The organism is Formosa undariae, assembly GCF_042427615.1.
Taxonomy (GTDB): Bacteria; Bacteroidota; Bacteroidia; order Flavobacteriales; family Flavobacteriaceae; genus Formosa; species Formosa undariae.
Genome location: NZ_JBHMEZ010000012.1, coordinates 168,297 through 194,314, shown reverse-complemented (window position 1 = coordinate 194,314; position 26,018 = coordinate 168,297). Strand labels below are relative to the sequence as shown.

Annotated in this window: 23 protein-coding genes; 14 read left to right on the top strand and 9 right to left on the bottom strand. The window is 33.1% G+C overall.

Annotated elements, in window-relative coordinates; genetic code table 11:
- Positions 1–88 precede the first annotated feature (88 nt).
- Positions 89–1,654: an NAD(P)H-hydrate dehydratase gene (locus ACFFVB_RS11880; protein ID WP_382383050.1), complete on the top strand. Its 1,566-nt coding sequence runs from the start codon at positions 89–91 to the stop codon at positions 1,652–1,654.
- A gap of 109 nt (positions 1,655–1,763) precedes the next feature.
- Here ACFFVB_RS11880 and fumC read toward each other — a convergent pair whose 3' ends face one another.
- The gene (gene fumC, locus ACFFVB_RS11875) at positions 1,764–3,161 is read right to left on the bottom strand and encodes a class II fumarate hydratase (protein ID WP_382383049.1); all 1,398 of its coding nucleotides are present in this window, start codon (positions 3,159–3,161) and stop codon (positions 1,764–1,766) included.
- A 172-nt stretch (positions 3,162–3,333) separates the two neighbouring features.
- Here fumC and ACFFVB_RS11870 point away from each other — a divergent pair, with 172 nt between their 5' ends.
- Together ACFFVB_RS11870 and ACFFVB_RS11865 are read left to right on the top strand one after the other, a co-directional pair.
- Complete coding sequence (locus tag ACFFVB_RS11870) at positions 3,334–3,975, top strand: peroxiredoxin (protein ID WP_382383047.1); 642 nt, start codon at positions 3,334–3,336, stop codon at positions 3,973–3,975.
- A gap of 96 nt (positions 3,976–4,071) precedes the next feature.
- A complete protein-coding gene (locus ACFFVB_RS11865) occupies positions 4,072–4,248 on the top strand; it encodes an ATP synthase subunit B family protein (protein WP_382383046.1) in 177 nt (58 codons plus the stop codon).
- Between the two features lie 74 nt (positions 4,249–4,322).
- On the opposite strand, the gene ACFFVB_RS11860 is transcribed toward ACFFVB_RS11865, so the two are convergent.
- Entirely contained in the window at positions 4,323–4,646 is a 324-nt protein-coding gene (locus ACFFVB_RS11860; protein WP_382383044.1) for a YbaB/EbfC family nucleoid-associated protein, read from the bottom strand.
- A gap of 83 nt (positions 4,647–4,729) precedes the next feature.
- Between ACFFVB_RS11860 and ACFFVB_RS11855 the strand changes: the two genes are divergently transcribed.
- The 3 genes from ACFFVB_RS11855 to capB all read left to right on the top strand — a co-directional run bounded on the left by ACFFVB_RS11855 (position 4,730) and on the right by capB (position 9,295).
- Complete coding sequence (locus ACFFVB_RS11855) at positions 4,730–6,787, top strand: S9 family peptidase (RefSeq protein ID WP_382383042.1); 2,058 nt, start codon at positions 4,730–4,732, stop codon at positions 6,785–6,787.
- Between the two features lie 74 nt (positions 6,788–6,861).
- Positions 6,862–7,902, top strand: a complete 1,041-nt coding sequence (capA, locus tag ACFFVB_RS11850; RefSeq protein WP_382383040.1) for a cysteate synthase — start codon at positions 6,862–6,864, stop codon at positions 7,900–7,902.
- A 136-nt stretch (positions 7,903–8,038) separates the two neighbouring features.
- Positions 8,039–9,295 (top strand): cysteate-C-fatty acyltransferase, encoded by a 1,257-nt coding sequence (gene capB, locus ACFFVB_RS11845; RefSeq protein WP_382383038.1) that lies wholly within the window; start codon positions 8,039–8,041, stop codon positions 9,293–9,295.
- A 68-nt stretch (positions 9,296–9,363) separates the two neighbouring features.
- Here the strand turns inward: capB and ACFFVB_RS11840 are convergent, their stop codons facing one another.
- Positions 9,364–10,482: a GTP cyclohydrolase gene (locus ACFFVB_RS11840; RefSeq protein WP_382383036.1), complete on the bottom strand. Its 1,119-nt coding sequence runs from the start codon at positions 10,480–10,482 to the stop codon at positions 9,364–9,366.
- Positions 10,483–10,555: 73 nt separating this feature from the next.
- A complete protein-coding gene (locus ACFFVB_RS11835) occupies positions 10,556–11,566 on the bottom strand; it encodes a transporter (protein WP_382383034.1) in 1,011 nt (336 codons plus the stop codon).
- A gap of 112 nt (positions 11,567–11,678) precedes the next feature.
- On the opposite strand from ACFFVB_RS11835, the gene ACFFVB_RS11830 reads away from it, so the two are divergent.
- Genes ACFFVB_RS11830 through ACFFVB_RS11815 form a run of 4 tightly spaced genes read left to right on the top strand, consistent with a single transcriptional unit; the run spans position 11,679 to position 17,155 of the window.
- Positions 11,679–11,957 carry a DUF4834 family protein gene (locus tag ACFFVB_RS11830; RefSeq protein WP_382383032.1) on the top strand — a complete coding sequence of 93 codons (279 nt, stop codon included), beginning with the start codon at positions 11,679–11,681 and terminating at the stop codon, positions 11,955–11,957.
- A 29-nt stretch (positions 11,958–11,986) separates the two neighbouring features.
- Complete coding sequence (locus tag ACFFVB_RS11825) at positions 11,987–14,407, top strand: YfhO family protein (protein WP_382383030.1); 2,421 nt, start codon at positions 11,987–11,989, stop codon at positions 14,405–14,407.
- A 16-nt stretch (positions 14,408–14,423) separates the two neighbouring features.
- Positions 14,424–15,701: a glycosyltransferase family 4 protein gene (locus ACFFVB_RS11820; protein WP_382383028.1), complete on the top strand. Its 1,278-nt coding sequence runs from the start codon at positions 14,424–14,426 to the stop codon at positions 15,699–15,701.
- Positions 15,701–17,155 (top strand): oligosaccharide flippase family protein, encoded by a 1,455-nt coding sequence (locus ACFFVB_RS11815; protein ID WP_382383026.1) that lies wholly within the window; start codon positions 15,701–15,703, stop codon positions 17,153–17,155. Before ACFFVB_RS11820 ends, ACFFVB_RS11815 begins: the two co-directional genes overlap by 1 nt.
- 69 nt (positions 17,156–17,224) lie before the next feature.
- Here ACFFVB_RS11815 and ACFFVB_RS11810 read toward each other — a convergent pair whose 3' ends face one another.
- Positions 17,225–18,277 carry a hypothetical protein gene (locus ACFFVB_RS11810; RefSeq protein WP_382383024.1) on the bottom strand — a complete coding sequence of 351 codons (1,053 nt, stop codon included), beginning with the start codon at positions 18,275–18,277 and terminating at the stop codon, positions 17,225–17,227.
- Positions 18,278–18,442: 165 nt separating this feature from the next.
- On the bottom strand, positions 18,443–19,015 hold the full coding sequence (locus tag ACFFVB_RS11805) for an NUDIX domain-containing protein (protein WP_382383022.1): 573 nt from the start codon (positions 19,013–19,015) through the stop codon (positions 18,443–18,445).
- Between the two features lie 90 nt (positions 19,016–19,105).
- Here ACFFVB_RS11805 and ACFFVB_RS11800 point away from each other — a divergent pair, with 90 nt between their 5' ends.
- Complete coding sequence (locus ACFFVB_RS11800) at positions 19,106–20,086, top strand: DUF3667 domain-containing protein (protein ID WP_382383021.1); 981 nt, start codon at positions 19,106–19,108, stop codon at positions 20,084–20,086.
- A gap of 9 nt (positions 20,087–20,095) precedes the next feature.
- Here ACFFVB_RS11800 and uvrA read toward each other — a convergent pair whose 3' ends face one another.
- On the bottom strand, positions 20,096–22,879 hold the full coding sequence (gene uvrA, locus ACFFVB_RS11795; protein WP_382383019.1) for an excinuclease ABC subunit UvrA: 2,784 nt from the start codon (positions 22,877–22,879) through the stop codon (positions 20,096–20,098).
- Positions 22,880–23,118: 239 nt separating this feature from the next.
- Here uvrA and ACFFVB_RS11790 point away from each other — a divergent pair, with 239 nt between their 5' ends.
- Together ACFFVB_RS11790 and ACFFVB_RS11785 are read left to right on the top strand one after the other, a co-directional pair.
- Positions 23,119–23,703: an RNA polymerase sigma factor gene (locus ACFFVB_RS11790; protein WP_382383018.1), complete on the top strand. Its 585-nt coding sequence runs from the start codon at positions 23,119–23,121 to the stop codon at positions 23,701–23,703.
- A gap of 55 nt (positions 23,704–23,758) precedes the next feature.
- The gene (locus ACFFVB_RS11785) at positions 23,759–23,899 is read left to right on the top strand and encodes a hypothetical protein (protein WP_382383016.1); all 141 of its coding nucleotides are present in this window, start codon (positions 23,759–23,761) and stop codon (positions 23,897–23,899) included.
- 22 nt (positions 23,900–23,921) lie between these two features.
- Here the strand turns inward: ACFFVB_RS11785 and ACFFVB_RS11780 are convergent, their stop codons facing one another.
- On the bottom strand, positions 23,922–24,581 hold the full coding sequence (locus ACFFVB_RS11780; protein ID WP_382383015.1) for an endonuclease III domain-containing protein: 660 nt from the start codon (positions 24,579–24,581) through the stop codon (positions 23,922–23,924).
- A gap of 29 nt (positions 24,582–24,610) precedes the next feature.
- On the opposite strand from ACFFVB_RS11780, the gene bcp reads away from it, so the two are divergent.
- Positions 24,611–25,063 (top strand): thioredoxin-dependent thiol peroxidase, encoded by a 453-nt coding sequence (gene bcp, locus ACFFVB_RS11775; protein ID WP_382383014.1) that lies wholly within the window; start codon positions 24,611–24,613, stop codon positions 25,061–25,063.
- Here the strand turns inward: bcp and ACFFVB_RS11770 are convergent, their stop codons facing one another.
- Complete coding sequence (locus tag ACFFVB_RS11770; protein ID WP_382383013.1) at positions 25,064–25,984, bottom strand: hypothetical protein; 921 nt, start codon at positions 25,982–25,984, stop codon at positions 25,064–25,066.
- Positions 25,985–26,018 lie beyond the last annotated feature (34 nt).

Below are 26,018 nucleotides of genomic sequence, written 5' to 3'. Positions count from 1 at the left end.
TTACTGTTACGCTTAAATCGTTTGTTTAAAACCATTTTAATTCTGTTTAACTGAATAATCTATAATGATTTTTATAAAATAATTAACGATGAAAATATTTTCTAAAGAACAAATCTATGAAGGTGATAGATTAACTATTAAAAAACAAAATATAAGCTCTGCAGATCTCATGGAGCGTGCAGGAATTAGCCTGTTTAATTGGTTAGATGCTCGTCTTCAGGGTGCTCCTGTGCCTATTCTAGTTTTTTGTGGTATAGGAAATAACGGAGGAAATGGATTGGTTTTAGCTAGGCATTTAATTACGCACGGCTATAATGTTAAAACATTTATTGTTGATTTTAGTGATAAGCGGTCTCAGGACTTTCTAATAAATTACGAGCGTTTAAAAGGAACTACGAAAGATTGGCCTATATCTATTCATGATGGCGATGATCTTCCTCTAATTTCTGATCAAGATATAATTGTCGATGCTATTTTTGGAGTAGGATTAAATCGTCCAATAAGTAACTGGGTAGTTAATTTATTTAAACATTTTAAAGCATCGAAAGCATTAACAGTTTCAGTAGATATTCCTTCGGGATTATTTACGGACCGTGTGCCCAAACATGAAGATGCAGTGGTGTTTTCCAGTCTTATTTTAAGTTTTCAAACGCCTAAATTAGCTTTTTTCTTACCAGAAACTTCCAAATATGTAGATCAATGGGAGGCTCTTGATATAGGAATTGATACACAGTATTTGCAGGATACAGAAACCGAAGCGCATATTTTAGGTAAATTGGATGTTTTACCCATGTATAAACAACGTGGTAAATTTTCTCATAAAGGTGAATTTGGTCACGCCTTAATTATTGGTGGGAGTTACGGAAAAATAGGAGCGGTTCAATTAGCTAGTCGCGCAGTTTTGGCATCGGGAGCAGGATTGGTAACTGCATTTACACCTAAATGTGGATATATACCTTTACAGGCGGCATTTCCTGAAGCTATGGTTATTACCGATTTAGATGAAGAAAAGATTACAAATATTGATTTTAATATTAAACCAACCAGTATTGGAATAGGGGTTGGTTTAGGTACAGACGAAAAGACTTTAGATGCTTTTGAAACATTCTTAAAATCGAATACAGTGCCGTTGGTTATTGATGCTGATGGATTAAATAGCCTCTCTAAAAACAATAAATTACTGAAATATTTAAAGGAAGATAGCATACTAACACCGCATCCTAAAGAATTAGAACGCTTAATAGGGGCGTGGGAAGATGATTTCGATAAGCTGAAGAAAACAAAAGCTTTTGCAAAGAAATATAAAGTATTAGTTCTTATAAAGGGAGCGAATTCTATAGCTGTTTATCAGGATAAATTATATATAAATTCGACTGGAAACCCTGGGTTAGCAACTGCTGGTTCAGGAGATGTGCTAACAGGTGTAATAACAGGCTTGCTGGCGCAAGGTTATACGGCTTTAGAGGCCACATGTTTTGGAATGTATTTACATGGAAAATCGGCAGACATAGCTATCGAATTTAAAGGCTATCAAAGTCTGATTGCCTCAGATGTTATCTCGTATTTGGGTCAAGCCTACCTTGATTTATTCGAATTGGCTGAAAAACCATCAGCAGCACCAAAACAGGAACCTAAATCTAAAAACGAAAAGTAAGACACTATTCTAAGTGAGATTCAGAAAATATAAATTTCTGAGATTTTGAAATCAAAAAAATCCCATATCATTGAATGATATGGGATTTTTAATTTCAGTTATAATGGGGTTATGATAAACTTCCAATCATGTCTTCTGGTTTTACCCAAGCGTCATATTCTTCAGCAGTAACATATCCTAAATTTACAGCCTCTTCTTTAAGAGTTGTACCATTTTTATGAGCTGTATTTGCAATTTCAGCAGATTTATAATAGCCTATTTTTGTATTTAAAGCGGTAACAAGCATTAAAGAACTGTTTAATAATTCTTTAATTTTTGGATAATTTGGCTCAATACCAGCAGCACAATGAATATCGAAACTTACACAAGCATCTCCAATAAGTTGAGCAGATTGTAAGAAGTTAACAGACATAATAGGCTTAAACACATTAAGTTCGTAATGTCCTTGAGCTCCAGCCATAGAAATAGCCACATCGTTACCAATTACTTGAGCACAAACCATAGTTAAAGCTTCACATTGCGTAGGATTAACTTTACCAGGCATAATAGAACTTCCAGGTTCGTTAGCTGGGATAATAATTTCTCCAATTCCACTTCGTGGTCCAGAAGCCATCATTCTAACATCGTTAGCGATTTTGTTTAAAGACACAGCCAATTGCTTTAATGCCCCATGAGATTCTACAATAGCATCGTGAGCAGCTAAAGCTTCAAATTTGTTTTCTGCAGTAATAAAAGGAAGACCTGTAAATTCTGCGATATATCCGGCTACGTTTTCAGAATATCCTTTTGGAGTATTTAAACCTGTACCCACAGCAGTTCCTCCTAAAGCCAATTCGCTTAAGTGAGGTAGTGTATTGTTTAATGCTTTTAACCCGTAACTTAATTGAGCTGCATATCCTGAAAACTCTTGACCTAATGTAAGCGGTGTTGCATCCATTAAGTGTGTACGTCCAATTTTAACAACGCTTTTAAATTCTTCAGATTTTTTTAGAAGCGTATCGCGAAGTTGAGTAACGCCAGGAATTGTGTTTTCTACAATTTTCTTGTACGCAGCAATATGCATTCCGGTAGGGAACGTATCGTTAGACGACTGAGATTTATTAACATCATCGTTAGGCTGAATGGTTTTTTCACCCTCTCCAATAACTTTTCCTGCAAGTTGGTGTGCTCTGTTAGCAATTACCTCGTTAGCGTTCATGTTACTTTGTGTACCAGAACCCGTTTGCCAAACCACTAAAGGAAATTGATCGTCATGTTGTCCTTCTAATATTTCATCGCAAACTTGTCCTATTAAATCACGTTTTTCTTCTGAAAGCACACCTAATTCACAATTTGAATAAGCCGCAGCTTTTTTCAAATATGCAAACCCGTAAACAATTTCTAAAGGCATCGAAGCCGATGGGCCTATTTTGAAGTTGTTACGAGAACGTTCTGTTTGTGCTCCCCAAAGTTTATCCGCAGGCACTTTAACCTCGCCCATGGTGTCTTTTTCTATACGATAGTCCATTTTATTATAATTTAATGAGTAACAAATTTAACAATTTTCAACTTCTTTTTATTCTTAATAGGTATATTTTTAATAACTAAAATTTATGATAAACTTAAGATTAGTTAGTTGAATATCTTCTATAAACCTATTAAATTAGTAGACATTTATTAATCACTAAATTTAAATAATTATGTCAACAATACGATTAGGAGACATTACTCCAAATTTTACAGCAAAATCTACCGAAGGCGATATTAATTTTCATGAATGGTTAGGGGATAGTTGGGGAATTTTATTTTCACACCCAGCAGATTACACGCCAGTTTGCACAACCGAATTAGGTACCGTTGCAAAATATAAAGGCGAATTTGATAAACGTAATGTAAAGGTTGTGGCTTTAAGTGTCGACGGATTAGAGTCTCACAAAGGTTGGGTTAAGGACATTAATGAAACGCAAAACACTACTGTTAATTTTCCAATTATTGCCGACGAAGATCATAAGGTATCTGAGTTATATGATATGATTCACCCAAATGCAAATAATAAATTAACGGTGCGATCTGTATTTGTAATCGATCCAGATAAAAAAGTAAAACTTATAATTACCTATCCAGCGTCCACGGGACGTAATTTCGACGAACTATTACGTGTTATCGATTCATTGCAATTAACAGCGTATCATCAAGTTGCCACACCAGCAAACTGGAAGAATGGAGACGATTGCGTCGTGTCACCAAGTATAGAAACAAAAGATATTCCAGGTATTTTTCCAAAAGGGTTTAAAGAAATTAAGCCATATTTAAGAATGACACCGCAGCCGGATTCAAAATAATTTAAAAACTTTTAAGATTTATTTTAAATGCTATTGTATAAAAAAAGCATTTAATCTATATTTGCGACAACTATAATTTAGAAACACACACCGATTATGTTCGAATTCGACCAATATTTAGGCTTTTTAGCATTTTTAACTATTTTAACCATGGGCTTTTGGTTGATGGTATTTTTATTAACATTTGTTGTTCCTTATTGGATTGGTGGAGCTTTATTAGAACGTTTGCAAGAAATAAAAGAAGAAAAGAAAGCAAAGCGAGAAGCGCTTTAATTTCAAATTCAATATATAATAAAAAAAGGAAGCTAAAATTTAGCTTCCTTTTTTTTGTCTTTTATTCAAGTAAATTATTTAAACATATCCATTCCAGGAATATCAGGCATACCGTCTTTCGCAACGGCAGCTAATTCTGCGTCATTAATAGCAGATGCTTTTTCAATAGCTTTATTTAAGGTTAAAATTAAATAATCTTCAAGTTCTTCTTTATCTTGAAGTAAAGATTCAGCTACATCAATAGATTTAATTTCTCTATTCGCAGTTAATGTGATTTTTAATTTCCCGTCGTTACTTTGTTCGTCAATTAAAACAGAGTTTAATCGCTTTTTCGTGTCTTCAACTTTTTGTTGGGTTTCTTTTAGTTTTCCCATCATACCCATTAGGTCTCCAAACATATTTTTAATATTTTAAAATTCAATACAAAATTATTTAATTTTTATACTTTTGACAGTTAAAATCAAGAATAAATTATAATCATTTGAAAAAAGATATTCAACCACCAATAGCGAAAAAAAGTCCAAAAGAGTTAATTGCTCATAACGATGTCAGAATCGATAATTATTTTTGGTTAAACGAAAGGGAAGATGAAGACGTTATTGCGTATTTGAATGCTGAGAATGAGTATACCAAGCAAAAAATGGCTCATACCGAACAATTTCAGAAAGATTTGTTTGAAGAAATGAAGTCGAAAATTAAGGAAGACGATGAGTCTGTTCCTTATAAGCTAAATGGGTATTGGTATATAACACGTTACGAAATAGGTAAAGACTATCCCATATACACGCGAAAGAAAGACATTTTAGAAGCAGACGAAGAGATTTTATTCGACTGTAATGAGATGGCTAAAGATTTTTCCTATTTTAAATTAGGAGGAATTTCTATTAGTGAAGATAATACTTTAGTCGCGTTTTCTACAGATACGGTGAGTAGACGACAATATACACTCCAAGTTAAAAACTTAGTAACAGGTGAAGTTTATGAAGACAAAATTCTAAATACAACTGGAAGTGCGACTTGGGCAAACGATAATAAAACCATTTTTTACACACGTAAAGATGAAGTTACGTTACGTTCGGACAAAGTATACAAGCATAAATTACATGAAAATATCGATGATGTAGAGGTGTTTCATGAAGACGATGAAACATATAACACTTTTGTTTACAAAACAAAATCGGATAAATTTATTGTAATTGGCTCTGCTAGTACATTAACATCAGAATATAGATTTGTAAATGCGGATACTCCAGACGAAGAGTTTAAAATATTTCAAGAACGTATTCGTGAACTCGATTATGCAATTGCACATTATAAAGATAGTTTTTACGTGATTACCAATGCCGATGGTGCAACTAATTTTAAGCTTTTAAAAACCAACGAAATCCAAACTGAGAAAGCGTATTGGGAAGAAGTTTTACCACACCGTAAAGATGTGCTTTTAGAAGATATTGAAATTTTTAAAGACTATTTGGTTGTTAGCGAGCGCGAAAACGGATTAAACAATATTCGTATAATAAGCTGGGATGGTACCGAAGATTATTATTTACCTTTCGACAGTGAGACTTATACGGCAAATACCGGAAGTAATCCTGATTTTGACAGTGATGTATTGCGTTATAGTTACAATTCTTTAACCACACCAAGTTCTGTTATCGATTATAATTTCAAAACAAAAGCTAAAGAGGTTAAGAAAGAACAGCAGGTTTTAGGAGGAACATTTGATAAAGATAATTATACCTCCGAGCGTGTTTGGGCCACTGCACGCGATGGCGTAAAAGTACCTGTTACATTGGTGCATAAAAAAGGATTAGAAATGAATGGAGAGAATCCGTTGTTACTATATGCGTACGGTTCTTATGGTTCTACAATTGATCCTTATTTTTCTGCGATCCGATTAAGTTTATTAGATCGCGGATTTATTTATGCGATCGCACATATTCGAGGCGGGGAATATTTGGGTAGAGATTGGTACGAAAACGGTAAATTATTAACCAAGCTAAATACGTTTCATGACTTTATAGATTGTACAAAGCATTTAATTAGTGAAAATTATACGTCCGTTAGACATATGTATGCCTATGGTGGCTCTGCTGGAGGTTTATTAATGGGAGCAATTGTTAATATGAATCCAGAATTGTATCACGGTGTTTTGGCAGCCGTTCCTTTTGTAGATGTGGTAACGACGATGTTAGATGACACCATTCCGTTAACGACTGGAGAATATGACGAGTGGGGAAATCCAAATGAAGAAGACTATTATAATTATATGAAATCGTATTCGCCTTACGATAATGTAAAAGCACAAGCCTATCCAAACATGTTAGTCACCACAGGATTGCACGATTCTCAAGTACAATATTGGGAACCTGCAAAATGGGTAGCTAAGTTAAGAGACGTTAAAACAGATGCTAATTTATTGCTGTTTCAAACAGATATGGAAGCAGGGCATGGAGGGGCTTCAGGCCGATTCGAAAGTTTAAAAGAAGTGGCGTTAGAATATGTGTTTCTGTTGGAATTGGAAGGGATTACCTCATAAGTAAAAAAAAATGCTTATTTTTGTCAGGTTTTAGTTATTTTATTCAATTAGAAAGTAGCTTTTAAATAGTATATATGGAACATAAAAATCAAGTTTTTGATAACGTATTGGATTTAGTTGGAAATACTCCTTTAATCAAACTAAATAAAATTACGTCTCAAATTAATGGTGATTTTTATGCAAAAGTAGAAGCTTTTAATCCGGGTCATTCTTCTAAAGATAGAATTGCACTTTATATTATAGAGCAAGCCGAAAAGCAAGGTTTATTAAAACCTGGTGACACCATTATAGAAACAACTTCAGGTAATACAGGATTTAGTATTGCTATGGTTAGTATTATTAAAGGATATGATTGTATTTTAGCAGTGAGTTCTAAATCTTCGGCAGATAAGATTGATATGCTAAAAACAATGGGAGCTAAAGTTTATGTTTGCCCAGCAAATGTAAGTGCAGACGACCCAAGATCGTATTACGAGGTTGCTAAACGATTGCATGAGGAAATTAAAGGATCTGTTTACATAAATCAGTATTTTAATCAATTAAATATTGATGCACATTATTTATCAACCGGACCCGAAATTTGGAAACAAACCGAAGGAAAGATTACGCATTTAGTGGCTTGTAGTGGTACAGGAGGAACCATTTCGGGAACAGCAAAGTATTTAAAAGAACAGAATCCAAATATAAAAATTGTAGGTGTAGATGCTTTTGGATCGGTATTGAAAAAATTTCATGAAACAAAAGTGTTCGATGAAAAGGAAATTTATCCGTATCGTATCGAAGGTTTGGGGAAAAACTTAATACCAACAGCAACGGATTTTGATATTATTGATGAGTTTGTAAAAGTAACAGACGAAGAAAGCGCACATACAGCAAGACAAATTGCTAAGAGCGAAGGCTTGTTTGTAGGATATACATCCGGAGCAGCGATGCAAGCGATATTACAATTAGGTAAAGTTAAAAAATTCTCTAAAAACGATGTTGTAGTCGTGATTTTTCCTGATCACGGTTCGCGTTATATGAGTAAAATTTACAGTGATAAATGGATGAATGAACAAGGCTTTTTTGATAGTGTTAATGTCGAGTCGGTTCAGGGAATTCAATATATAAAATAATGATAGCCAAGCACAGTATTTTCAATTAAAGAAACACTGTGCTTTGTTATTAAGTTTGTTAACAACAGAGTTTAAAATTATTATGCCATAATGTCAAAAATGGCTAATTTTGCATAACATAATATTAGTAGCTTAAATGAAAGATTTATTTGAAAAAATATATAAGGATAAAGGACCTTTAGGAAAATGGGCATCTCAAGCAGAAGGTTATTTCGTTTTTCCTAAAATTGAAGGAGAAATATCTAACAGAATGAAGTTCCAAGGTAAGGATGTAATTACATGGAGTATAAATGATTACTTAGGGTTGGCAAATCATCCAGAAGTAAGAAAAGCAGATGCGGAGGCAGGAATCGCTTATGGTTCGGCTTATCCAATGGGAGCAAGGATGATGTCTGGACACACAGATCTTCATGAAAAGTTACAAAATGAGTTGGCTGAATTTGTAAGTAAAGAGTCTGCTTATTTGTTAAACTTTGGTTACCAAGGGATGTTGTCTACTATTGATGCTTTAGTATCTAAAGACGACATTATTGTTTACGATGTAGATGCACATGCCTGTATTATTGATGGTGTTCGTTTACATATGGGGAAACGTTTTACTTATAAACACAATGACATTGAAAGTCTAGAAAAAAATCTAGATCGTGCTACGAAAATGGCTGAACATACTGGAGGAGGAATTTTAGTGATTTCTGAAGGTGTATTTGGAATGCGTGGAGAACAAGGTCGTTTAAAAGAAATTGTTGCTTTAAAAGAAAAGTATGACTTCAGATTTTTAGTCGATGATGCTCATGGTTTTGGTACATTAGGTAAAACTGGTGCTGGAGCAGGTGAGGAGCAAGGTGTACAAGATGGAATTGATGTCTATTTTGCAACTTTTGCTAAATCTTTAGCAAGTACAGGAGCGTTTATTGCTGCTGATAAAGAAATTATAGATTATTTAAAATATAATTTACGTTCTCAAATGTTTGCTAAATCGTTGCAAATGCAATTGGTAGCAGGTGCTTTAAAACGTTTAGATATGCTTAGAACCATGCCTGAACTTAAAGCTAAACTTTGGGAAAATACAAATGCTTTACAGTCAGGATTAAAATCTCGTGGTTTCGATATTGGTACGACGCAAAGTTGTGTAACTCCAGTATATTTAAAAGGTAGTATTCCTGAAGCTATGGCTCTAGTGAAAGACTTACGTGAAAATTACGGAATTTTCTGTTCAATAGTAGTTTATCCTGTAATTCCAAAAGGATTAATCTTATTAAGACTAATCCCTACTGCGACTCATAATATTCAAGATGTGAATGAAACGTTAGACGCTTTTGAAGCTATTCGTTCACGATTAGAAAATGGAACGTACAAACGTTTATCAGCCTCTGTTGCAGCTGCAATGGAATAGATATTTGTTTATTACATGATAAAAAAAATCCGAAACTTTAAAAGTTTCGGATTTTTTTTGTCTTATGACTAAACTAAGTCTTTGCGAAATGTTTTTCTTCGCTTATAGGTTGTGGATTCAAAATGTTTCCAAATTTGATGTGAAGCGAAATTTTCTTCCAACTCTGGTGTTCTAATACAATTTTCAATACCCATAGGTTTTAATGTTTCGTAGTATTCATTAAATATAATGGCTGTAACTCCTTTGTTTTTGTATTTGGGATCTACGCCAATTAAATAGAAGGAAACAGTCTTACATTCTTTCTTTGCTTTCAATAAATGATAAAACCCAAGCGGGAACAGTTTGCCGTTTGCTTTTTGAAGTGCTTCTGCAAATGAAGGCATCACAACGGCAAAGGCCACCATATTATCATCTTCATCCATAACGAATTTTATAAACTCAGGATTTATAAAGGAGATGAATTTTTTCTTAAAATAGGCTTTCTGTACTTCTGTAATTTCAACAAATGAAGACAATTCTGAATAACTTTTGTTGAAAAGGTCGAACATCTGATCGACGTAAGGCAACATGTCTTTTGTTTTAGTGAAATTTAACGGACGTAAACCATAACGTTTTTTAACCAAGTTATTTATGCGATAAAAGAACTCTGGTTTTACATTAGCAAAAGGAAATTTGTTCTCCTGATATTCTTTCTCCTGAACCATCCCTAAATTTAGTAAATGCTCGACATAATACGGATAATTATACCAAGTTATCATCGAACCCATTTGGTCGTAACCTTCGGTTAATGCACCAACTTTATCAAGGTTAGAAAAACCAATAGGCCCTTCCATATATTCTAAATTATTTTTTTTTCCAATAGCGTTAACCTTTTCTAGTAATGCTCTACTAACTTCAACATCGTCAATCGTATCAAACCAACCAAAACGGACTTTGTTATTAGATTGTTTAAGGTCTAGTTTATTTATTATTACAGCGATCCTACCCACTATTTTATTGTTTTTAAGGGCTACAAACAGGTTTGCATCGGCATCCATAAAAACGGGATTGGTTTCCTTATTAAAAACTTCCATTTCTTGCGAAATAATTGGCGGTACCCAATACGGAGATCCTTTGTAAATTTCGAATGGGAATTTTACAAAAGCCTTAAGTTCTTTTTTTGTTATTACTTCTTTTAGTGTAATCATTTAATGATTTCTAGAATTCAATTAATTTTTACTGAGTGAAATTTTATCGGTAAGAGTAAAACAATTACAATTTTTAATTATCCATTTTATATTCTGTAGGCGCGGTATCTTCGTCTTCTCCAAATTTATAATATTCGCCTTCAGATTTTTTATTTTTCTTCGCCTTATTATTTGTCGGAAATGCGTCATTTTCTTGAGTCTCTTTGTCCTTATGAAAGTCAATTCTGTAAGACGCTCCAAAATTAACACTGAAAACTGTAGGGGTATCTTTTATATTGAATGTAGCAGCTGTATCCAATTGTAGGTTTTTGCTGACTAAATAAGCACCCCCTAAACGAAATAAATCATCTGCATAAAAATTACTTTTTATACCTTGATACTCTCCAAAGGCCACCCATTTTTTACCGAAACTATGAGTTAATGTAAAAATATACTGAAGGTCTGAAGCATCCTGGTCATTGGCGTCTTTCATTCCTATTCTGTTTTTAGATAAATTCATTATTAATACCCAACCGCTTACAAAGTTATTTTGAGTCATTATCTCTACTTTAGGGCTAAAACCTTCAATACCCTGTGGTGTATATGGATTGAGATCGGTGTCGTAATTTGCACCAGCATACACAGATACTGCAGGAATTAATCGGCTCCATTTAAAACTATTGTTTGCCTTCCAACTGTAAAGATTAGGTTTATCTAGATGTGCGTTTTTGTAAGGATCGTAAAGTAAATATTTAGCACCAACAGATAAAGTTTTAAAATTAGAACGCGAGTATTCATCTTCAATTAATGAACGGCTATCACTATAGGTGTCTCCTTGAAAGGTTCCATCTACAATAATTTCTAACGGTTCCCAAATTAATCCATAACGGGCAGCAAAATCTACACCACCACCACTAATTTCATAGTCTAAAGGGACATGGTTTTCTTTTATATAATAAGGACCAGCTTCAAATTGTATTACGTTTACTCCTACGGAATATGCACTTTTAGAGGCTCCAGGTCTATTGGAATTGATAACATCTGTATATTGTCCGAAAACAAATGCAGGGATGGCACATATAATTATGGCTAAATAAGTTTTCATGGATAAAGTAGTTTGTGATCTAGCCTCCAAATATAGAGATTTTATATTTTTTTTATCAATTTACAATTCATTTTAAAATATAAGAATTGTATTTTTGCCTAAAATACTAACTATGCTTCAATATGCCTCGGCAACAGGTTTAATGAGAACAATATTAATAATACTACTGATTTGGTTTGGGGGAAAGATCCTTTTGAGATTATTCGCTCCTGTTATTATGCAATTTTTCGTAAAAAAGGCAGAACAAAAATTCGGTTCACAATTTAATGCTAATCAGCAAAAGCGTCAACAAGCTCCACCAGAGGGGGAAGTTGTCATAGATAAAATACCAAAACAAGAAACTTCAAATAAAAATGTAGGTGAATATGTAGATTACGAAGAAATTGATTAATTTTCGGAATCTAAGTTTAACACATTTTCATGTCATTTTCAGTTAAAAAATTTCTACCACATTTATTAGTATTTTTAGGTTTTGTAATTATTTCATTAGCCTATTTTAGTCCCGTTTTAAAAGGAAAAGAAATTTTTCAGAGCGACATCATGCATTATATTGGGATGTCTAAACAACAAAAGGACTTTAAAGCCCAAACCGGAGAAGAAACGTATTGGACCAATAGTGCTTTTGGTGGAATGCCAACCTATCAGCTTGGTGCAAAATATCCGCATAATTACATTAAAAAATTAGATTTAACGATTCGGTTCTTACCAAGACCAGCCGACTATCTATTTCTATATCTTATAGGATTTTATATCCTTCTACTGACATTAAAAGTCAATTTTAAACTCGCCGCTTTGGGGGCTTTGGCATTTGGTTTTTCTACCTATTTAATTATTATACTTGGAGTAGGGCATAATAGTAAAGCCCATGCTATTGCATATATGCCGTTAGTTTTAAGCGGTATTTTACTCACTTTTCAACGAAAATATATTGCTGGATTTCTGCTCACTACTGTGGCCATGGGATTAGAATTGGTGGCTAACCATTATCAAATGACTTATTATTTAATGCTTCTGGTATTGATTTTAGGCGTGTCTTATTTAGTAGATGCCTATCAGAAAAAAGAACTGCCTGAGTTTTTTAAAGCAGTAGGGATACTAGTGGTAGCTGTAATCTTATCTATAGGCCTAAATGCTACAAATATTTTAGCGACTCAGGAATATGTAAAAGAAAGTACGCGAGGTCAAAGTGAACTGACTATTAATGCCGATGGTTCTCCAAAAGCCGTTTCTACGGGGTTAGATAAAGCATACATTACAGAATATAGTTATGGAAAACTAGAAGCATTAAACCTTTTTATTCCTCGAATTTTTGGAGGAGGAAGTCATGAAGATGTAGGTGTCGATTCTGAATATTATCAGTTTAATTTAAAACGTGGAGCTACACCGGTTCAGGCTAGGGAAATTGTAAAACAAACGCCAACGTATTGGGGAATTCAACCTATAGTAGAGGCTCCAGCATATGTAGGTGCTGTAATTTTGTTCTTATTCTTCCTGGGTTTATTTCTAGTAAAAGGGCGTTTAAAATGGTGGTTAGTTGGTGGAACTGTGTTTTCATTATTATTATCTTTTGGAAAAAATTTCGGAATATTAACAGATTTATTTATCGATTATGTACCGATGTATAATAAGTTTAGAGCGGTAAGTTCTATTCAAGTACTATTGGAATTATGTATCCCAATTTTAGGAATCTTTGGATTAGTAGAGCTTTTTAAACCTACAGTTTCTAATGAAGAGAAACTTAAGAGCTTTAAATATACTGTAGGTATAACGGCTGGTTTGGCCGTGCTTTTATTATTAGTAAAATCGACATTATTTGATTTTGTTGGAGGAAACGATGGATATTATGCTCAGAATTACGGACCTGAATTTATTGATGCTATTCGTGCAGATCGTGCTACTATGTTTACTAATGATACATTAAGAACATTGATTTTTGTATTGCTGTCTGGAGGAGTCGTGTTTCTGTTTTTAAAGAAAAAGATGTCTGAAACTCTAGTTGTAGTTTGCTTTGCGGCTTTAATTCTTTTTGATTTAATAGGCGTTGATAAGCGTTATGTAAATAACGACGATTTTAAATCGGCTTCTCAAATAAATAAACCGTTTCAAGCGAATGGTGCCGATTTACAAATTTTAAAAGACACTACCCATTTTAGAGTATTCGATGTGACTTCTGGCGCGGCAAGAGCGTCGTATTTTCACAATTCTCTAAATGGCTATCATGCGGCTAAACTTGGTCGATATAATGAAGTATTCGATTTCTATATTTCTAAAAATAATATTAATGTGTTAAACATGTTAAACACAAAGTATATTATTGCTCAGGATGATAAAGGCGCGTATTTTCCGTACGAAAACACAGATGCTAATGGTAATGCTTGGTTTGTAAATCGTGTAGAAACTTTAGAATCTGCAAATCAGGAAATACAAAAATTAGATAGTTTAAACACAAGACATGTTGCGGTTTCTACTTCAAAAACTATAAAATATACTAAAAATGTTATAGACTCTACAGCTTCAATTCAGGCTGTAAATTATAAACCTAATTACATTAAATATAAATCTAGTAACACTCAGAATGGTTTTGCTGTATTTTCAGAAATTTATTATTCCGAAGGATGGAATGCGTATATTGATAATGCTTTAGTGCCTCATGAGCGTGTGAATTATATATTGAGAGGTTTAGATATACCAGCAGGAAATCATACTATAGAATTTAAATTTGAACCAGCAGTGGTTAAAAAAGGAAGCACAATCGCACTTGCAAGTTCAGTTGTATTAGGTATTCTAATTTTATTAGGATTGTTTTTCGGATTTAAAAATAGGTCTACCAAAGTAGATTAAGTTTTAGAGTTATACCATGAAAAAGAATGTGCTTATCGTAACCTATTATTGGCCACCTGCGGGAGGCCCTGGTGTTCAGCGATGGCTAAAATTTGTAAAATACTTACCTGAATTTAATATAAATCCCATAGTTTTTATTCCCGATAATGCAAATTATCCGTTGGTTGATGAGAGCTTAGTTGAAGACGTTTCAGAAGATTTAACGATTCTAAAGTCACCAATTAGCGAACCTTATAAGTTTGCAAAGTTATTGTCTGGTAAAAAGGCAACGACGATTAGTAAAGGGATTATTTCTGAACAGACTAAGCAGAGTAGGATAGAGCGTTTGATGCTTTATATTCGCGGTAATTTTTTTATTCCAGATGCAAGAAAGTCATGGGTAAAACCTTCTGTGGCCTTATTAAACAATTATATCTCGAAGAATAACATAGACACTATAATTACTACAGGTCCACCACATAGTGTACATTTAATAGGTTTAAAATTAAAAGAGCGGATTGGTCTGAAATGGATTGCAGATTTTCGTGATCCGTGGACCACTATAGGCTATCATAAAGAACTAAAATTGACGGTTGCTTCAGAGGCGAAACATAAGCGATTGGAATCTCAGGTTTTAAATGCTGCAGATCATATTATTGTAACAAGTAATCCCACTAAAGTAGAGTTTGAAGCGATAACAACTAAACCTATTCATGTAATTACAAATGGTTATGATGACATGAAAAGAATAGATTTTTTATTAGATAAAAAGTTTACTTTATCACATATTGGGTCTTTGCTTTCTAAACGTAATCCTAAAATATTATGGCAAGTTTTAAGTGAATTAGAAAAAGAAATTTCAACTTTTTCTAATGATTTTCAGCTTAATATTATAGGAAGTATTGGTATGGATGTTTTACAGTCTATACATGATTGGGGTTTAGGTAATTATTTTAATAATGTTGGTTATGTGTCGCATTCAGAAGCTATTAAATATCAGAAACAATCACAATTATTATTGCTTATTGAAATAGATTCTGAAGATACTAAATGTATTATTCCGGGGAAGTTATTTGAATATATGGTGTCCAATAGACCAATAATTGCTCTGGGACCAGAGGAGTCTGATGTTGAGGATATCTTAAAATCAACCAATACAGGGCAATACTTTTTGTATGAAGATTATACACGCTTAAAACAAACGATTTTACAGCACTATGAGGCTTTTAAAAAGGGAGAATTAAAATCTCATCCCATCGGTTTACAGAAATATAGCAGGCGCTCACTTACCGAATCACTTTCAAAAATAGTATAATGGGAGTTGTTATAAATCAATCTATTAAAAACACGATCGTAACCTATTTGGGCTTCGGGTTGGGAGCTATAAATACGTTGTTTTTATTTACACGTTTCTTAAGTGACGAATATTTTGGATTAATAACTTTTATTCTGTCTACAGCAAATATTTTAATGCCGTTAATGGCTTTTGGTGTAAACAACACGATTATAAAATTCTTTTCCACGTTTAAAACACGTCAGTCTCAAAATAGTTTTTTAACCTTAATTCTGTTTTTACCTTTAGTAATCATTATTCCATTTGGTACCATTGGGTATTTCGCGTTTGACACCATTAGTACCTGGATTGCAAACGATAATGAGTTGGTAAAAGATTATGTGTGGCTTATTTATATTTCGGCTATCGTTTTTGCCTATTTCGAAGTCTTCTATTCTTGGGCGAAAGTGCAAATGCAATCTGTTTTCGGAAATTTTATGAAAGAAGTCTTTCATAGGTTAGGGACCATGGTTTTATTGTTTGTGTTGTATTTGGATATAATTACGGTAGATCAACTCATTATTTATATCGTACTGGTATATGTGATACGTACGTTTGTTATGATGATTTATGCATTTAGTATTAAGCGTCCAGTAATTAAATTATCTAAACCTGCGAATCTTATAAATATTTTAAAATACACAACTTTAATAATAATAGCAGGATCTGTAGCTAATGTTATTTTAGAAATTGATAAATTCATGATTGGTTTCTATAATATACTCGAAAATGTAGCGTATTATAGTGTCGCGATTTATATTGCTTCTGTTGTTGGTGTGCCTTTACGGTCTATGCATCAAATTACCAATCCGTTGACTGCTAAATTTTTGAATGAGAAGAATAAGGAGGGGTTGAAGGATTTGTATAAGAAATCGTCTTTAAATTTATTAATCGTAAGTGGCTTTATTTACCTTTTAATTATTCTTAATATTAATGAATTGTACCGGTTGATACCTGAACAATTTGGTAGCGGTATTTTGGTTGTTTTTCTAATTGGCTTGGCGAAGTTATTTGATAGTCTTTTAGGTAATAATAATTCCATTTTATTTAATAGTGATTACTATAGAACCGTCTTAATACAAGGTGTGTTTTTGGCTGCTATTTCCGTATTACTTAATATCCTTTTTATACCTCTTTATGGTTTAAATGGTGCGGCGTATGCTACGTTTATTTCGGTATTTTTATATAACGTAATCAAGGTTTTGTTTGTGTATAAGAAATTTGGAATACTGCCATTTTCAGAAAATACGTTTAAAGTATTTCTTTTAATTCTGGCGACTGCTTTTGTGTTTTATTTCTGGGATTTCTCATTCCACCCGATTATAAATATTGGTTTAAAGTCTGCTATTATTGGATTAGTATATGGTGGGATTTGTTATTTCTTAAACCTTTCTGCCGATATCACAAAACTGTTAAATACCATCTTTAAAAGATAAAAAAAATCTTGTAAGACGTTTTTTGAAAACAATCTTACAAGATCTTAGTAATAATTCTATGTTATAAAATTAACTTCTTTGTTTAGACGTATTAGATGTTCTAGAACTAGAATTTGCACTTATAGTTCTCGAGTTACTATCAGATGATGTTCTTTCTGTACTCGTGTTACGTGTGTTTGATGTCTTTGATTTCGCCGTACGTGACGAATTAGAATTTGTACTTCGTGAATTTTGAGTTGCACGAGGTTGATTTTTTACAACTTGAGTTTTATTAGCCTCTTGTGTACGCGTACTTGTAGATCTTGACGAATTATCTGAAACTCTATTATTTGAATTTGATGTAGTCGCTCTAGTAGAATTATTGGATCTCGAATTACTATTCACAGTATTCCCTCTAGTCGATTTACTTGTTCTAGAATTTACCGATACTGTGTTTGGTCTTGTATCTGTTCTTGATCTACTATTTGATCTTGTACTATTATAATTGTTGTTAGAGTATCTGTTTGTCGCAGGCCTTGTATTATTTTGGTAAGGTTTCGAATAAGTACGTCTTACAGGACGGTAGTTTTGTCTGTATGGCGTATTATAAACTACACAATAGCTTGGTGCAGGTACGCGATAATAACTATGCCAAGGTTTATATACATAACCCATATTTCGAGGATTTATATAGCCCGAATAATGAGTATATACATAATTGTTATAGTAAATATTCATATTACCAATATGCGAGACTAACCCATAGTTGTTGTAATTTATATCCACATTTCCTGCTCTGGCAATTCGTCCAAAATTGTCATAATAAATAGGAACACTTTGTATTTGAATTATTGCTCCATATTGATCGTACTGCACATACGGATTGTAATTATAACCTGTGTTAAAACTAAATTGAATATCAGCAGAATTAAATGCAAAATTCACATTGTCGTTAACACCTTGCATATAAAAGTCGAATTGACCATCTTGGAAGATTGAGAACTCAACACCACCTTCATTAAAAATAAATGTTTTTGGAGTGTTGTAATTAGCAATCTTTGTTTCAGCATTCGTATATGTATTTGCTTGTACCGTAGGAACAGCAAAAAGGACTAAACTAAGTAAAGTAAAAAATGATTTCATAGTTATCAATTTTTGGTTCGTACTGTAAGAAAAGCAAACAACGTGCCAAGATTGAGATAGCTTTTGAATTAAAATCAGTAAAATGTTAATTTTGGTAATAATAATGTATAAAAATCACACACTTCACTGGTTTTTAACAACAAAACATGTATTTACTAGATGATATTATTTATTTAAAAGTAACCATTGTAAAGCAATAATGGTTTTCGCATCTTTAAAAGTATGGTTGTTAAGTTTGCCTTTTATTTCTGAAATAGGGAGTTTTATTAGCTGAATATCCTCTTGTTCGGAATCTAAACCGCCTCCTTTAAAAATTTTATCTGTCGAATTAACTTCTGCATAATATGCATTTACTTTTTCTGAAGTACCCCCTGGTGAAGCAAAATAATCACCAATAAATTCCATCTCTTTAACGTTGTATCCAATTTCTTCTTCAACCTCACGTCTTGCACATTCCATTGGATCTTCACCAATCTCCATACAGCCCGCAACAATTTCTAAAAGCCACCCATCAAAATTCCGATGCATAATGGTAGGGTATCTAAATTGATTAATTAGTAAGATGGAATCGGTATCTTTTTCGACTAAAACAATAGCAATAGCACTACCACGGTCTAAACATTCTCTAACAACTTCAATTTGCTCATCTCCTTTAAAGGAGTCGTGAGTAATTGTTGCTTTTTTTACAGTAAAAAAATCTTTGTAAACGATGTCTTCTTTAACAATGCTATATTTCATAGTTATTTCTTATAAGGGACTAAGGTAATTAATTCTAAGATGTTTTAAAAAGTTACTTATCTTCACTTTTTAGATTTTTTAATATTGTTTATGAGCAAAACCTGTAAAAACTGCGATTTTAGTTTTGATAAAAATTTTAAATTTTGTCCCAATTGTGGTCAAAATTATCATGAAGAATTAACGGTTAAAGATGTTTTTAAAAACACCATTAACAACTATTTTTCTGTAGATGCTCGTTTTTTTAAGAGTTTTCTTCCTTTACTCTTTAAGCCTGGATTTTTGCCATTACAATTTGTTGAAGGAAAACGCTTAAAATATTTAAATCCAGCTCAGTTTTACTTGTTTGCCAGTGTCGTATTTTTCTTTTTGTTTTCTTTTCAAGTCAGTAAACAAGAAAAAAGAATAGATAATGAAGTTCTTCAAAGTTTTAAAACAATAGATTCCCTTAAAGTAAGTGAATTTTTGCAGGAAAATAAGGAAAGAAAGGAAGGAATAGATAATCTTGAATTGCAAATAAATAATGGTAAAAAAACAAAATTTAATCGCGTTACCTTAGATTCTTTAATACAAGTAGGAGCCTCTGGAGATCAAGTTTTAGAAGGTTTGGGAATCGATTCAAATGCGAGTACGTTCGAGAAAAAGCTTTATTCGCAAGTTTTTAAGTTTTATAAACAAAGAAGTAGCTCCCCAATTATTGACACCTTTTATAATTATGTTCCGATTTCATTATTTGTGTTACTTCCTATATTTGCTTTCTTTTTATATCTGATGCATTACAAAAAAAAGGGTTTTGCACAACACTTGGTGTTTAGTTTGTACTATTTTGCTTTTCTATTTATAATGTTTAGCTTTTTTACAGTCATTCATCTTATGGTTGAATTACCTCCCATATTTCACCTACTTTTATTAGTATTAAGTTTTGTGTACTTATATTTTGCAATACGCAAATTTTATAAATCCAGAAAAAGAACGAGTTTTGTAAAAGCGACATTAATTTCTGTCGTATTTATGGCTTTAATTGTACCTGTAGCCATAGCTATTATAGGGACAGCAGCGTTTCTATTCTATTAAATACTAGTTTTAAATTTTATCTTTTAAGTATTTTGCAGTTACACTGTTCTTATTTTTAACCAATTCTTCGGGTGTACCAAAAGCAACGATTTCACCGCCATATTCACCTCCACCAGGACCTAGATCGATAATGTGATCCGCGCATTTTATTAATTCTAAATTATGTTCTACAACAATAATAGAATGTCCTTTTTCTATTAAGGCTCTAAAGGATTTTAATAACTTCTGAATATCATGAAAATGAAGTCCAGTAGTGGGCTCATCAAAGATAAAGAGTGTTTTTTCTTTAGTATTTCCTTTTCCTAAAAACGTTGCCAATTTAATACGTTGCGCTTCACCACCAGAAAGGGTCGAAGAGCTCTGTCCTAAAGTAACATACCCTAATCCAACATCTTGAAGGGGTTGCAATTTGTTTTTTATTTTGGTGACTTTATGTAACTCGAAAAATGAAATAGCATCATCGATAGTCATATTTAAAATATCGTCTATAGATTTGTCTTCAAACGTAACTTCTAGAACTTCTTTTTTGAAACGTTTTCCATGGCAAGTTTCACATTGTAAATGCACGTCGGCCATAAACTGCATTTCTATAGTAACTTCACCTTCACCTTTACAGGTTTCGCAGCGTCCGCCATCGACATTAAAAGAGAAATGTTTGGCTTTATAATCACGGATTTTACTTAATTTCTGATTGGCATATAAATTTCGAATATCGTCGTAAGCCTTAACATAGGTAACGGGATTAGAACGCGAAGAACGTCCAATAGGGTTTTGATCGATAAATTCGATGTTTTTAATCGTACTATAATTCCCTTTTAATTCTGAAAATTGTCCAGGTTTATCTCCAAATCCTGTCAGCTCCTTTTGAATTGCAGGGTATAAAATCTTTTTGACCAATGTACTTTTTCCACTTCCTGAAACACCCGTAACTACAGTCAACATATTTAGCGGAAACGTTACATTTACATTCTTTAAATTATGCTCGCGAGCACCAAGAATCTCAATATAATATTTTGAAGAAATACGTTTTTCAGGTACTTTAATCTCCATCTCGCCATTTAAATACTTGGCCGTTAAAGAGTCTGATTTAAGTATATCTTCGTAAGTTCCGGTCGCAACAACTTCACCCCCAAAGGTTCCAGCTTCAGGGCCAATATCGATAATTTCGTCGGAAGCTTGCATGATATCTTCGTCGTGTTCTACTACTATAACCGTGTTTCCTAAATCACGTAATGCTTTAAGTACGCCAATTAAACGTTCGGTATCTTTAGGGTGTAATCCAATACTAGGTTCGTCCAATATATACATGGATCCCACCAAACTACTTCCTAAAGAGGTAGCTAAATTTATACGCTGACTTTCACCACCAGATAACGTGTTTGAGCGTCTGTTTAATGTTAGGTAATTCAATCCAACGTTAGATAAGAATTCTATTCTACTGTTGATTTCCTTTAATAAACGATTCGAAATTTTAGCGTCATTTTCATTCAGTTCTAAACCGTTGAAAAAGATGGCTAATTTATCGAATGGTAATTCTACTAAATCGGTAATGGTTTTACCTTCAATTTTAACGTAATTGGCTTCAATACGTAATCGCTTTCCTTGGCAGGTTTTACATTTTGTTTTTCCACGGTAGCGTGAAAGCATGACACGATTCTGAATTTTATAAGCTTTAGATTCAAGCTCTGCAAAGAAACTTGATAAGCCTTCAAAATACTGATTTCCATCCCAAATAAGTTGTTTCTGGGCATCGGTAAGTTCGAAATACGGTTTATGAATTGGGAAGTCAAATTTATGAGAATTGTTTACCAATTGGTCTCTAAACCAACTCATGGTTTCTCCTCTCCAAGGAAAAATAGCATTTTCGTAAACTGAAAGCGCTGTGTTTGGAATGACTAAATCGTCGTCTATACCAACAATATCGCCATAACCTTCGCAGGTTGGGCAAGCGCCGTATGGATTATTAAAACTGAATAAATGTACATTAGGTTCTAGAAACGTAATATCGTCTAATTCAAAATTATTACTAAATGTACGCCTGCTATTGTCGCTTAAAGCTTGGATAGAACAGGTTCCTTTTCCCTCGTAAAATGCAGTCTGAATGGCATCGGCCAAACGGTTAAAAAAATCTTCGTCGTCTCTATAAATGATTCGGTCTACAACCAATTCAATCGATTCAACTTTAGTAGTATCTGGCGCTTCTTCAATTCTAATTACGTTGTTATCTATTTTAATTCTAGCATAACCCTGTTGTTTTAAAGCGTTGAGTTTATCTTTTAATTCTCGTCCTTCTTCAAGAATAAAAGGAGCTAAGAGCAATAATTTATCACCGTCGTTAAACGTTTTTAAATATGAAACAACATCTGTAACTGTGTCTTTTTTTACTTCATGACCTGAAACAGGCGAGTAGGTGCGACCAATTCTAGCAAATAGTAATTTAAGATAATCGTAAATTTCAGTCGTTGTACCCACAGTTGATCTTGGGTTCGTAGAATTTACTTTTTGCTCGATTGCAATGGCAGGAGCTATACCTTTTATATAGTCAACTTTTGGTTTATTAAGTCTGCCTAAAAACTGACGCGCATAACTCGATAAACTTTCCACGTAACGACGCTGACCTTCAGCATAAAGTGTGTCGAAAGCTAAACTTGATTTTCCTGAACCCGAAAGTCCCGTAATAACGACAAGTTTGTTTCTAGGAATGACAACATCAATATTTTTAAGGTTATGCAATCTTGCACCTTTGATTATGATGTTTTCTTTAGGATTTACTTCAGAAAGGTTGATACTCATAGCTTCGTTTACGTATAGTTTTCAAAGATAACATAAGTATTTCAGCTAGGAAAGTAGATTGTTGTCCATTAAGATGTTAAAAAAAATATAAATAATAATTTATGATTTGTTTAGGAATATTTATATATTTGAATCTTAACAATCCACATAAATATACAGCCTATACTGCACAATTACTTTTAAAACATTTTAACCCCAACTAGGAAATTTACTATTTTCTTGACTTTAAAAGTATTGTTATGCAAAAAGAACTTATCACGGACGCTGTATTAGTAAGCAATTATATAAAAGGAAATGAACAGGCTTTAGAAACCCTTATTATAAGGCATAAGCAGAAAATCTACGGATTTATCTATTCTAAAGTATACGACAGAGATGTTGCTGAAGATATTTTTCAGGACACTTTTATTAAAGTTATAAATACGCTAAAGCTTGGAAATTATAACGAAGAGGGAAAGTTTATTCCTTGGGTTATGAGAATTTCACATAACCTTGTTATCGATTATTTTAGAAAGAACAATCGTATGCCAAAATTTGATAATTCTGGTTCGTTTAGTATTTTTTCTGTTTTAAGCGATTCTACATTAAATGCTGAAAAGCAAATTATAAAAGATCAAGTAGAAACAGATGTAAGACGCTTGATAGACGAATTACCTGAAGATCAGAAAGAAGTAATTTTAATGCGTATGTATAATGATATGAGTTTTAAAGAAATATCGGATAAAACGGGGGTTAGCATTAATACAGCTTTGGGACGTATGCGTTACGCATTAATTAATATGCGAAAAATTATCGAAAAAAATAATATCGTTTTAACAAATTAGCATAATAAATAAATATTATAGCCGTTATCTTAATAATAACCTTAAAATATTATTAATGGCTAAACTTTACTCTAAGACGTCAAGTCAAATTAAATTAAGTCCAAAGACAGAAACTTTAAAATTTCTCTTGGATTACTCTAAAGCATTACGTGTTGTAGATGGCAACAAAGAAAAGTTTAAAATTGTATTAAACTAAAAACAAAAAAGTCCTGATTTAATCAGGACTTTTTTGTTTTATAATATTTATCAATTTCAGTTTTTCTACCTATGGTTTTGGTTATAATATCTTTCTCCAAATCCCAAGCACGAGCAGGTGAGTATTGGCGGCCATACCAAATTATTTGTAAGTGTAAATCGTTCCATAGTTCCTCAGGAAATAAACGTTTTGCATCTTTTTCTGTTTGCACGACATTTTTACCATTACTTAAATTCCATCGATACATTAAACGCTGAATATGAGTGTCGACAGGAAAGGCAGGAATTCCAAAAGCTTGAGATAAAACCACGGCAGCTGTTTTATGACCAACGGCAGGAAGTTCTTCTAAAGCTTCATACGTTTTAGGAACTTCACCATTATGTTTATCAATTAAAATTTGAGATAAACCATGAATTCCTTTACTTTTCATTGGCGATAAACCAACGGGTCTAATAATATCTCTAATTTCTTCGACAGTTAGTTTGACCATATCATACGGATTATCTGCCTTTGCAAATAAAATAGGAGTAATCTGATTGACACGAACATCTGTACTTTGCGCCGACATTAAAACAGCTATAAGTAAAGTGTAGGGATCTTTATGGTCTAAGGGGATCGGAATTTCAGGATATAAGTCTTTTAAGGTATTTATAACAAACTCTACTTTTTCTTGTTTAGTCATTATTGTATTTTTGAATAAATTTAAAAAATATGACAACTTTAAAAATAGGAGACAAGGCTCCAGATTTTTCGGCCAAAGATCAAGATGGCAATATAATTTCTTTAAACGATTATGAAGGAAAAAAACTTGTAATTTTTTTCTATCCTAAAGCGAGCACACCTGGTTGCACGGCAGAAGCTTGTAATCTAAGAGATAATTATGAACGTTTTAAATCACTTAATTATGAAATTTTAGGCGTAAGTGCCGATAGTGAAAAACGTCAGAGTAATTTTAAAAACAAACACGAGTTTCAATACCCATTATTAGCCGATGAAGACAAAACGGTGATTAATGCCTTCGGAATTTGGGGACCTAAAAAGTTTATGGGGCGTGAATATGACGGGATCCATAGAACAACTTTTGTAATTAACGAAGAGGGCATCATTGAAGATGTTATCTCAAAGGTAAAAACAAAAGCACATGCTGAGCAAATTTTAGATTAATTAAGGAAATTCTGGGGTAACATAGCGATCATTGCTAGTCGCAGAATCATCTAAAGTTCCTAAATAAAATACATCCTGACTCACACCAGGTAATTGAATGTTGGTTAGAATAGTACTAATCTCGTAAGATTGCTCTATGGTGTGCTGTCTGTAGGCTGTAGCAGGAACGGTTTCAGCAACTTCTGGGTTTAAATAATCGGCACCAATACTACTAAAAGTAATATCGTTGGCAGGGTTTTGATCTTGACTTTTATTTTCTTCATCACGCGTTAATACGCCATCTCCATCATCATCCGGGTCTAAATAATCAGGAGTACCATCGCCATCGGTGTCTAAAGAATCTACAAATCCAGTGCCCTCCACATAATTAGGAGATTCACTGCTGGTTTTTATATTATCACCATCATCATCATCATCTAAATAATCTGGAATACCATCGCCATCGGTATCTGTCGGGTTTGTACTTGGATCGTCGTCACCATCTAAATTTTCATCTTCCACATCTGCAGGAATACCATCATTATCATCTTCAATTAAAACGGTTGTAATAGTAGCCACGCCAGATGTGCTTTCTAAATCGTTAGTTATTAATACATCCGAAGGTGGGACATCATTACAGAAAAAATCTGAGGGATCTGAGTCGTAAGCACGGTAATTAAAGGGATTTGAAGAACTAATATCAATTGTAGTAATTAGTGTACTGTCTGCATCAATTTCTAAGAGGTCTTCTAGTGTAAGTTCTGGTGTCGTAATTTTTAAAGAAAGTGACTCGTAAGGATCAGATTTTATATTATAAAACACCAATTCGCCACAACTTTCGTAGGTTGAATCAAATTCAAAATCAACTGTAATAATATCGCCATCGTCACAGGATAAAAAAGTAAAAAGACTGAAGCAAATAATGATTGATAACTTACGCATAGAAATTTATTTATTGTCAAAAATAATGATTTGA

Bases quoted from the DNA above. Each gene is read 5' to 3' on its own strand.
- ACFFVB_RS11785 (WP_382383016.1), top strand. From the start codon at position 23,759: ATGGCTAAACTTTACTCTAAGACGTCAAGTCAAATTAAATTAAGTCCA.
- ACFFVB_RS11800 (WP_382383021.1), top strand. From the start codon at position 19,106: ATGAGCAAAACCTGTAAAAACTGCGATTTTAGTTTTGATAAAAATTTT.
- ACFFVB_RS11865 (WP_382383046.1), top strand. From the start codon at position 4,072: ATGTTCGAATTCGACCAATATTTAGGCTTTTTAGCATTTTTAACTATT.
- bcp (WP_382383014.1), top strand. From the start codon at position 24,611: ATGACAACTTTAAAAATAGGAGACAAGGCTCCAGATTTTTCGGCCAAA.
- capA (WP_382383040.1), top strand. From the start codon at position 6,862: ATGGAACATAAAAATCAAGTTTTTGATAACGTATTGGATTTAGTTGGA.
- ACFFVB_RS11805 (WP_382383022.1), bottom strand. From the start codon at position 19,015: ATGAAATATAGCATTGTTAAAGAAGACATCGTTTACAAAGATTTTTTT.
- ACFFVB_RS11790 (WP_382383018.1), top strand. From the start codon at position 23,119: ATGCAAAAAGAACTTATCACGGACGCTGTATTAGTAAGCAATTATATA.
- ACFFVB_RS11780 (WP_382383015.1), bottom strand. From the start codon at position 24,581: ATGACTAAACAAGAAAAAGTAGAGTTTGTTATAAATACCTTAAAAGAC.
- ACFFVB_RS11840 (WP_382383036.1), bottom strand. From the start codon at position 10,482: ATGATTACACTAAAAGAAGTAATAACAAAAAAAGAACTTAAGGCTTTT.
- ACFFVB_RS11870 (WP_382383047.1), top strand. From the start codon at position 3,334: ATGTCAACAATACGATTAGGAGACATTACTCCAAATTTTACAGCAAAA.
- ACFFVB_RS11770 (WP_382383013.1), bottom strand. From the start codon at position 25,984: ATGCGTAAGTTATCAATCATTATTTGCTTCAGTCTTTTTACTTTTTTA.
- ACFFVB_RS11880 (WP_382383050.1), top strand. From the start codon at position 89: ATGAAAATATTTTCTAAAGAACAAATCTATGAAGGTGATAGATTAACT.
- ACFFVB_RS11860 (WP_382383044.1), bottom strand. From the start codon at position 4,646: ATGTTTGGAGACCTAATGGGTATGATGGGAAAACTAAAAGAAACCCAA.
- ACFFVB_RS11830 (WP_382383032.1), top strand. From the start codon at position 11,679: ATGCTTCAATATGCCTCGGCAACAGGTTTAATGAGAACAATATTAATA.
- ACFFVB_RS11815 (WP_382383026.1), top strand. From the start codon at position 15,701: ATGGGAGTTGTTATAAATCAATCTATTAAAAACACGATCGTAACCTAT.
- ACFFVB_RS11835 (WP_382383034.1), bottom strand. From the start codon at position 11,566: ATGAAAACTTATTTAGCCATAATTATATGTGCCATCCCTGCATTTGTT.
- ACFFVB_RS11825 (WP_382383030.1), top strand. From the start codon at position 11,987: ATGTCATTTTCAGTTAAAAAATTTCTACCACATTTATTAGTATTTTTA.
- ACFFVB_RS11810 (WP_382383024.1), bottom strand. From the start codon at position 18,277: ATGAAATCATTTTTTACTTTACTTAGTTTAGTCCTTTTTGCTGTTCCT.
- uvrA (WP_382383019.1), bottom strand. From the start codon at position 22,879: ATGAGTATCAACCTTTCTGAAGTAAATCCTAAAGAAAACATCATAATC.
- capB (WP_382383038.1), top strand. From the start codon at position 8,039: ATGAAAGATTTATTTGAAAAAATATATAAGGATAAAGGACCTTTAGGA.
- fumC (WP_382383049.1), bottom strand. From the start codon at position 3,161: ATGGACTATCGTATAGAAAAAGACACCATGGGCGAGGTTAAAGTGCCT.
- ACFFVB_RS11820 (WP_382383028.1), top strand. From the start codon at position 14,424: ATGAAAAAGAATGTGCTTATCGTAACCTATTATTGGCCACCTGCGGGA.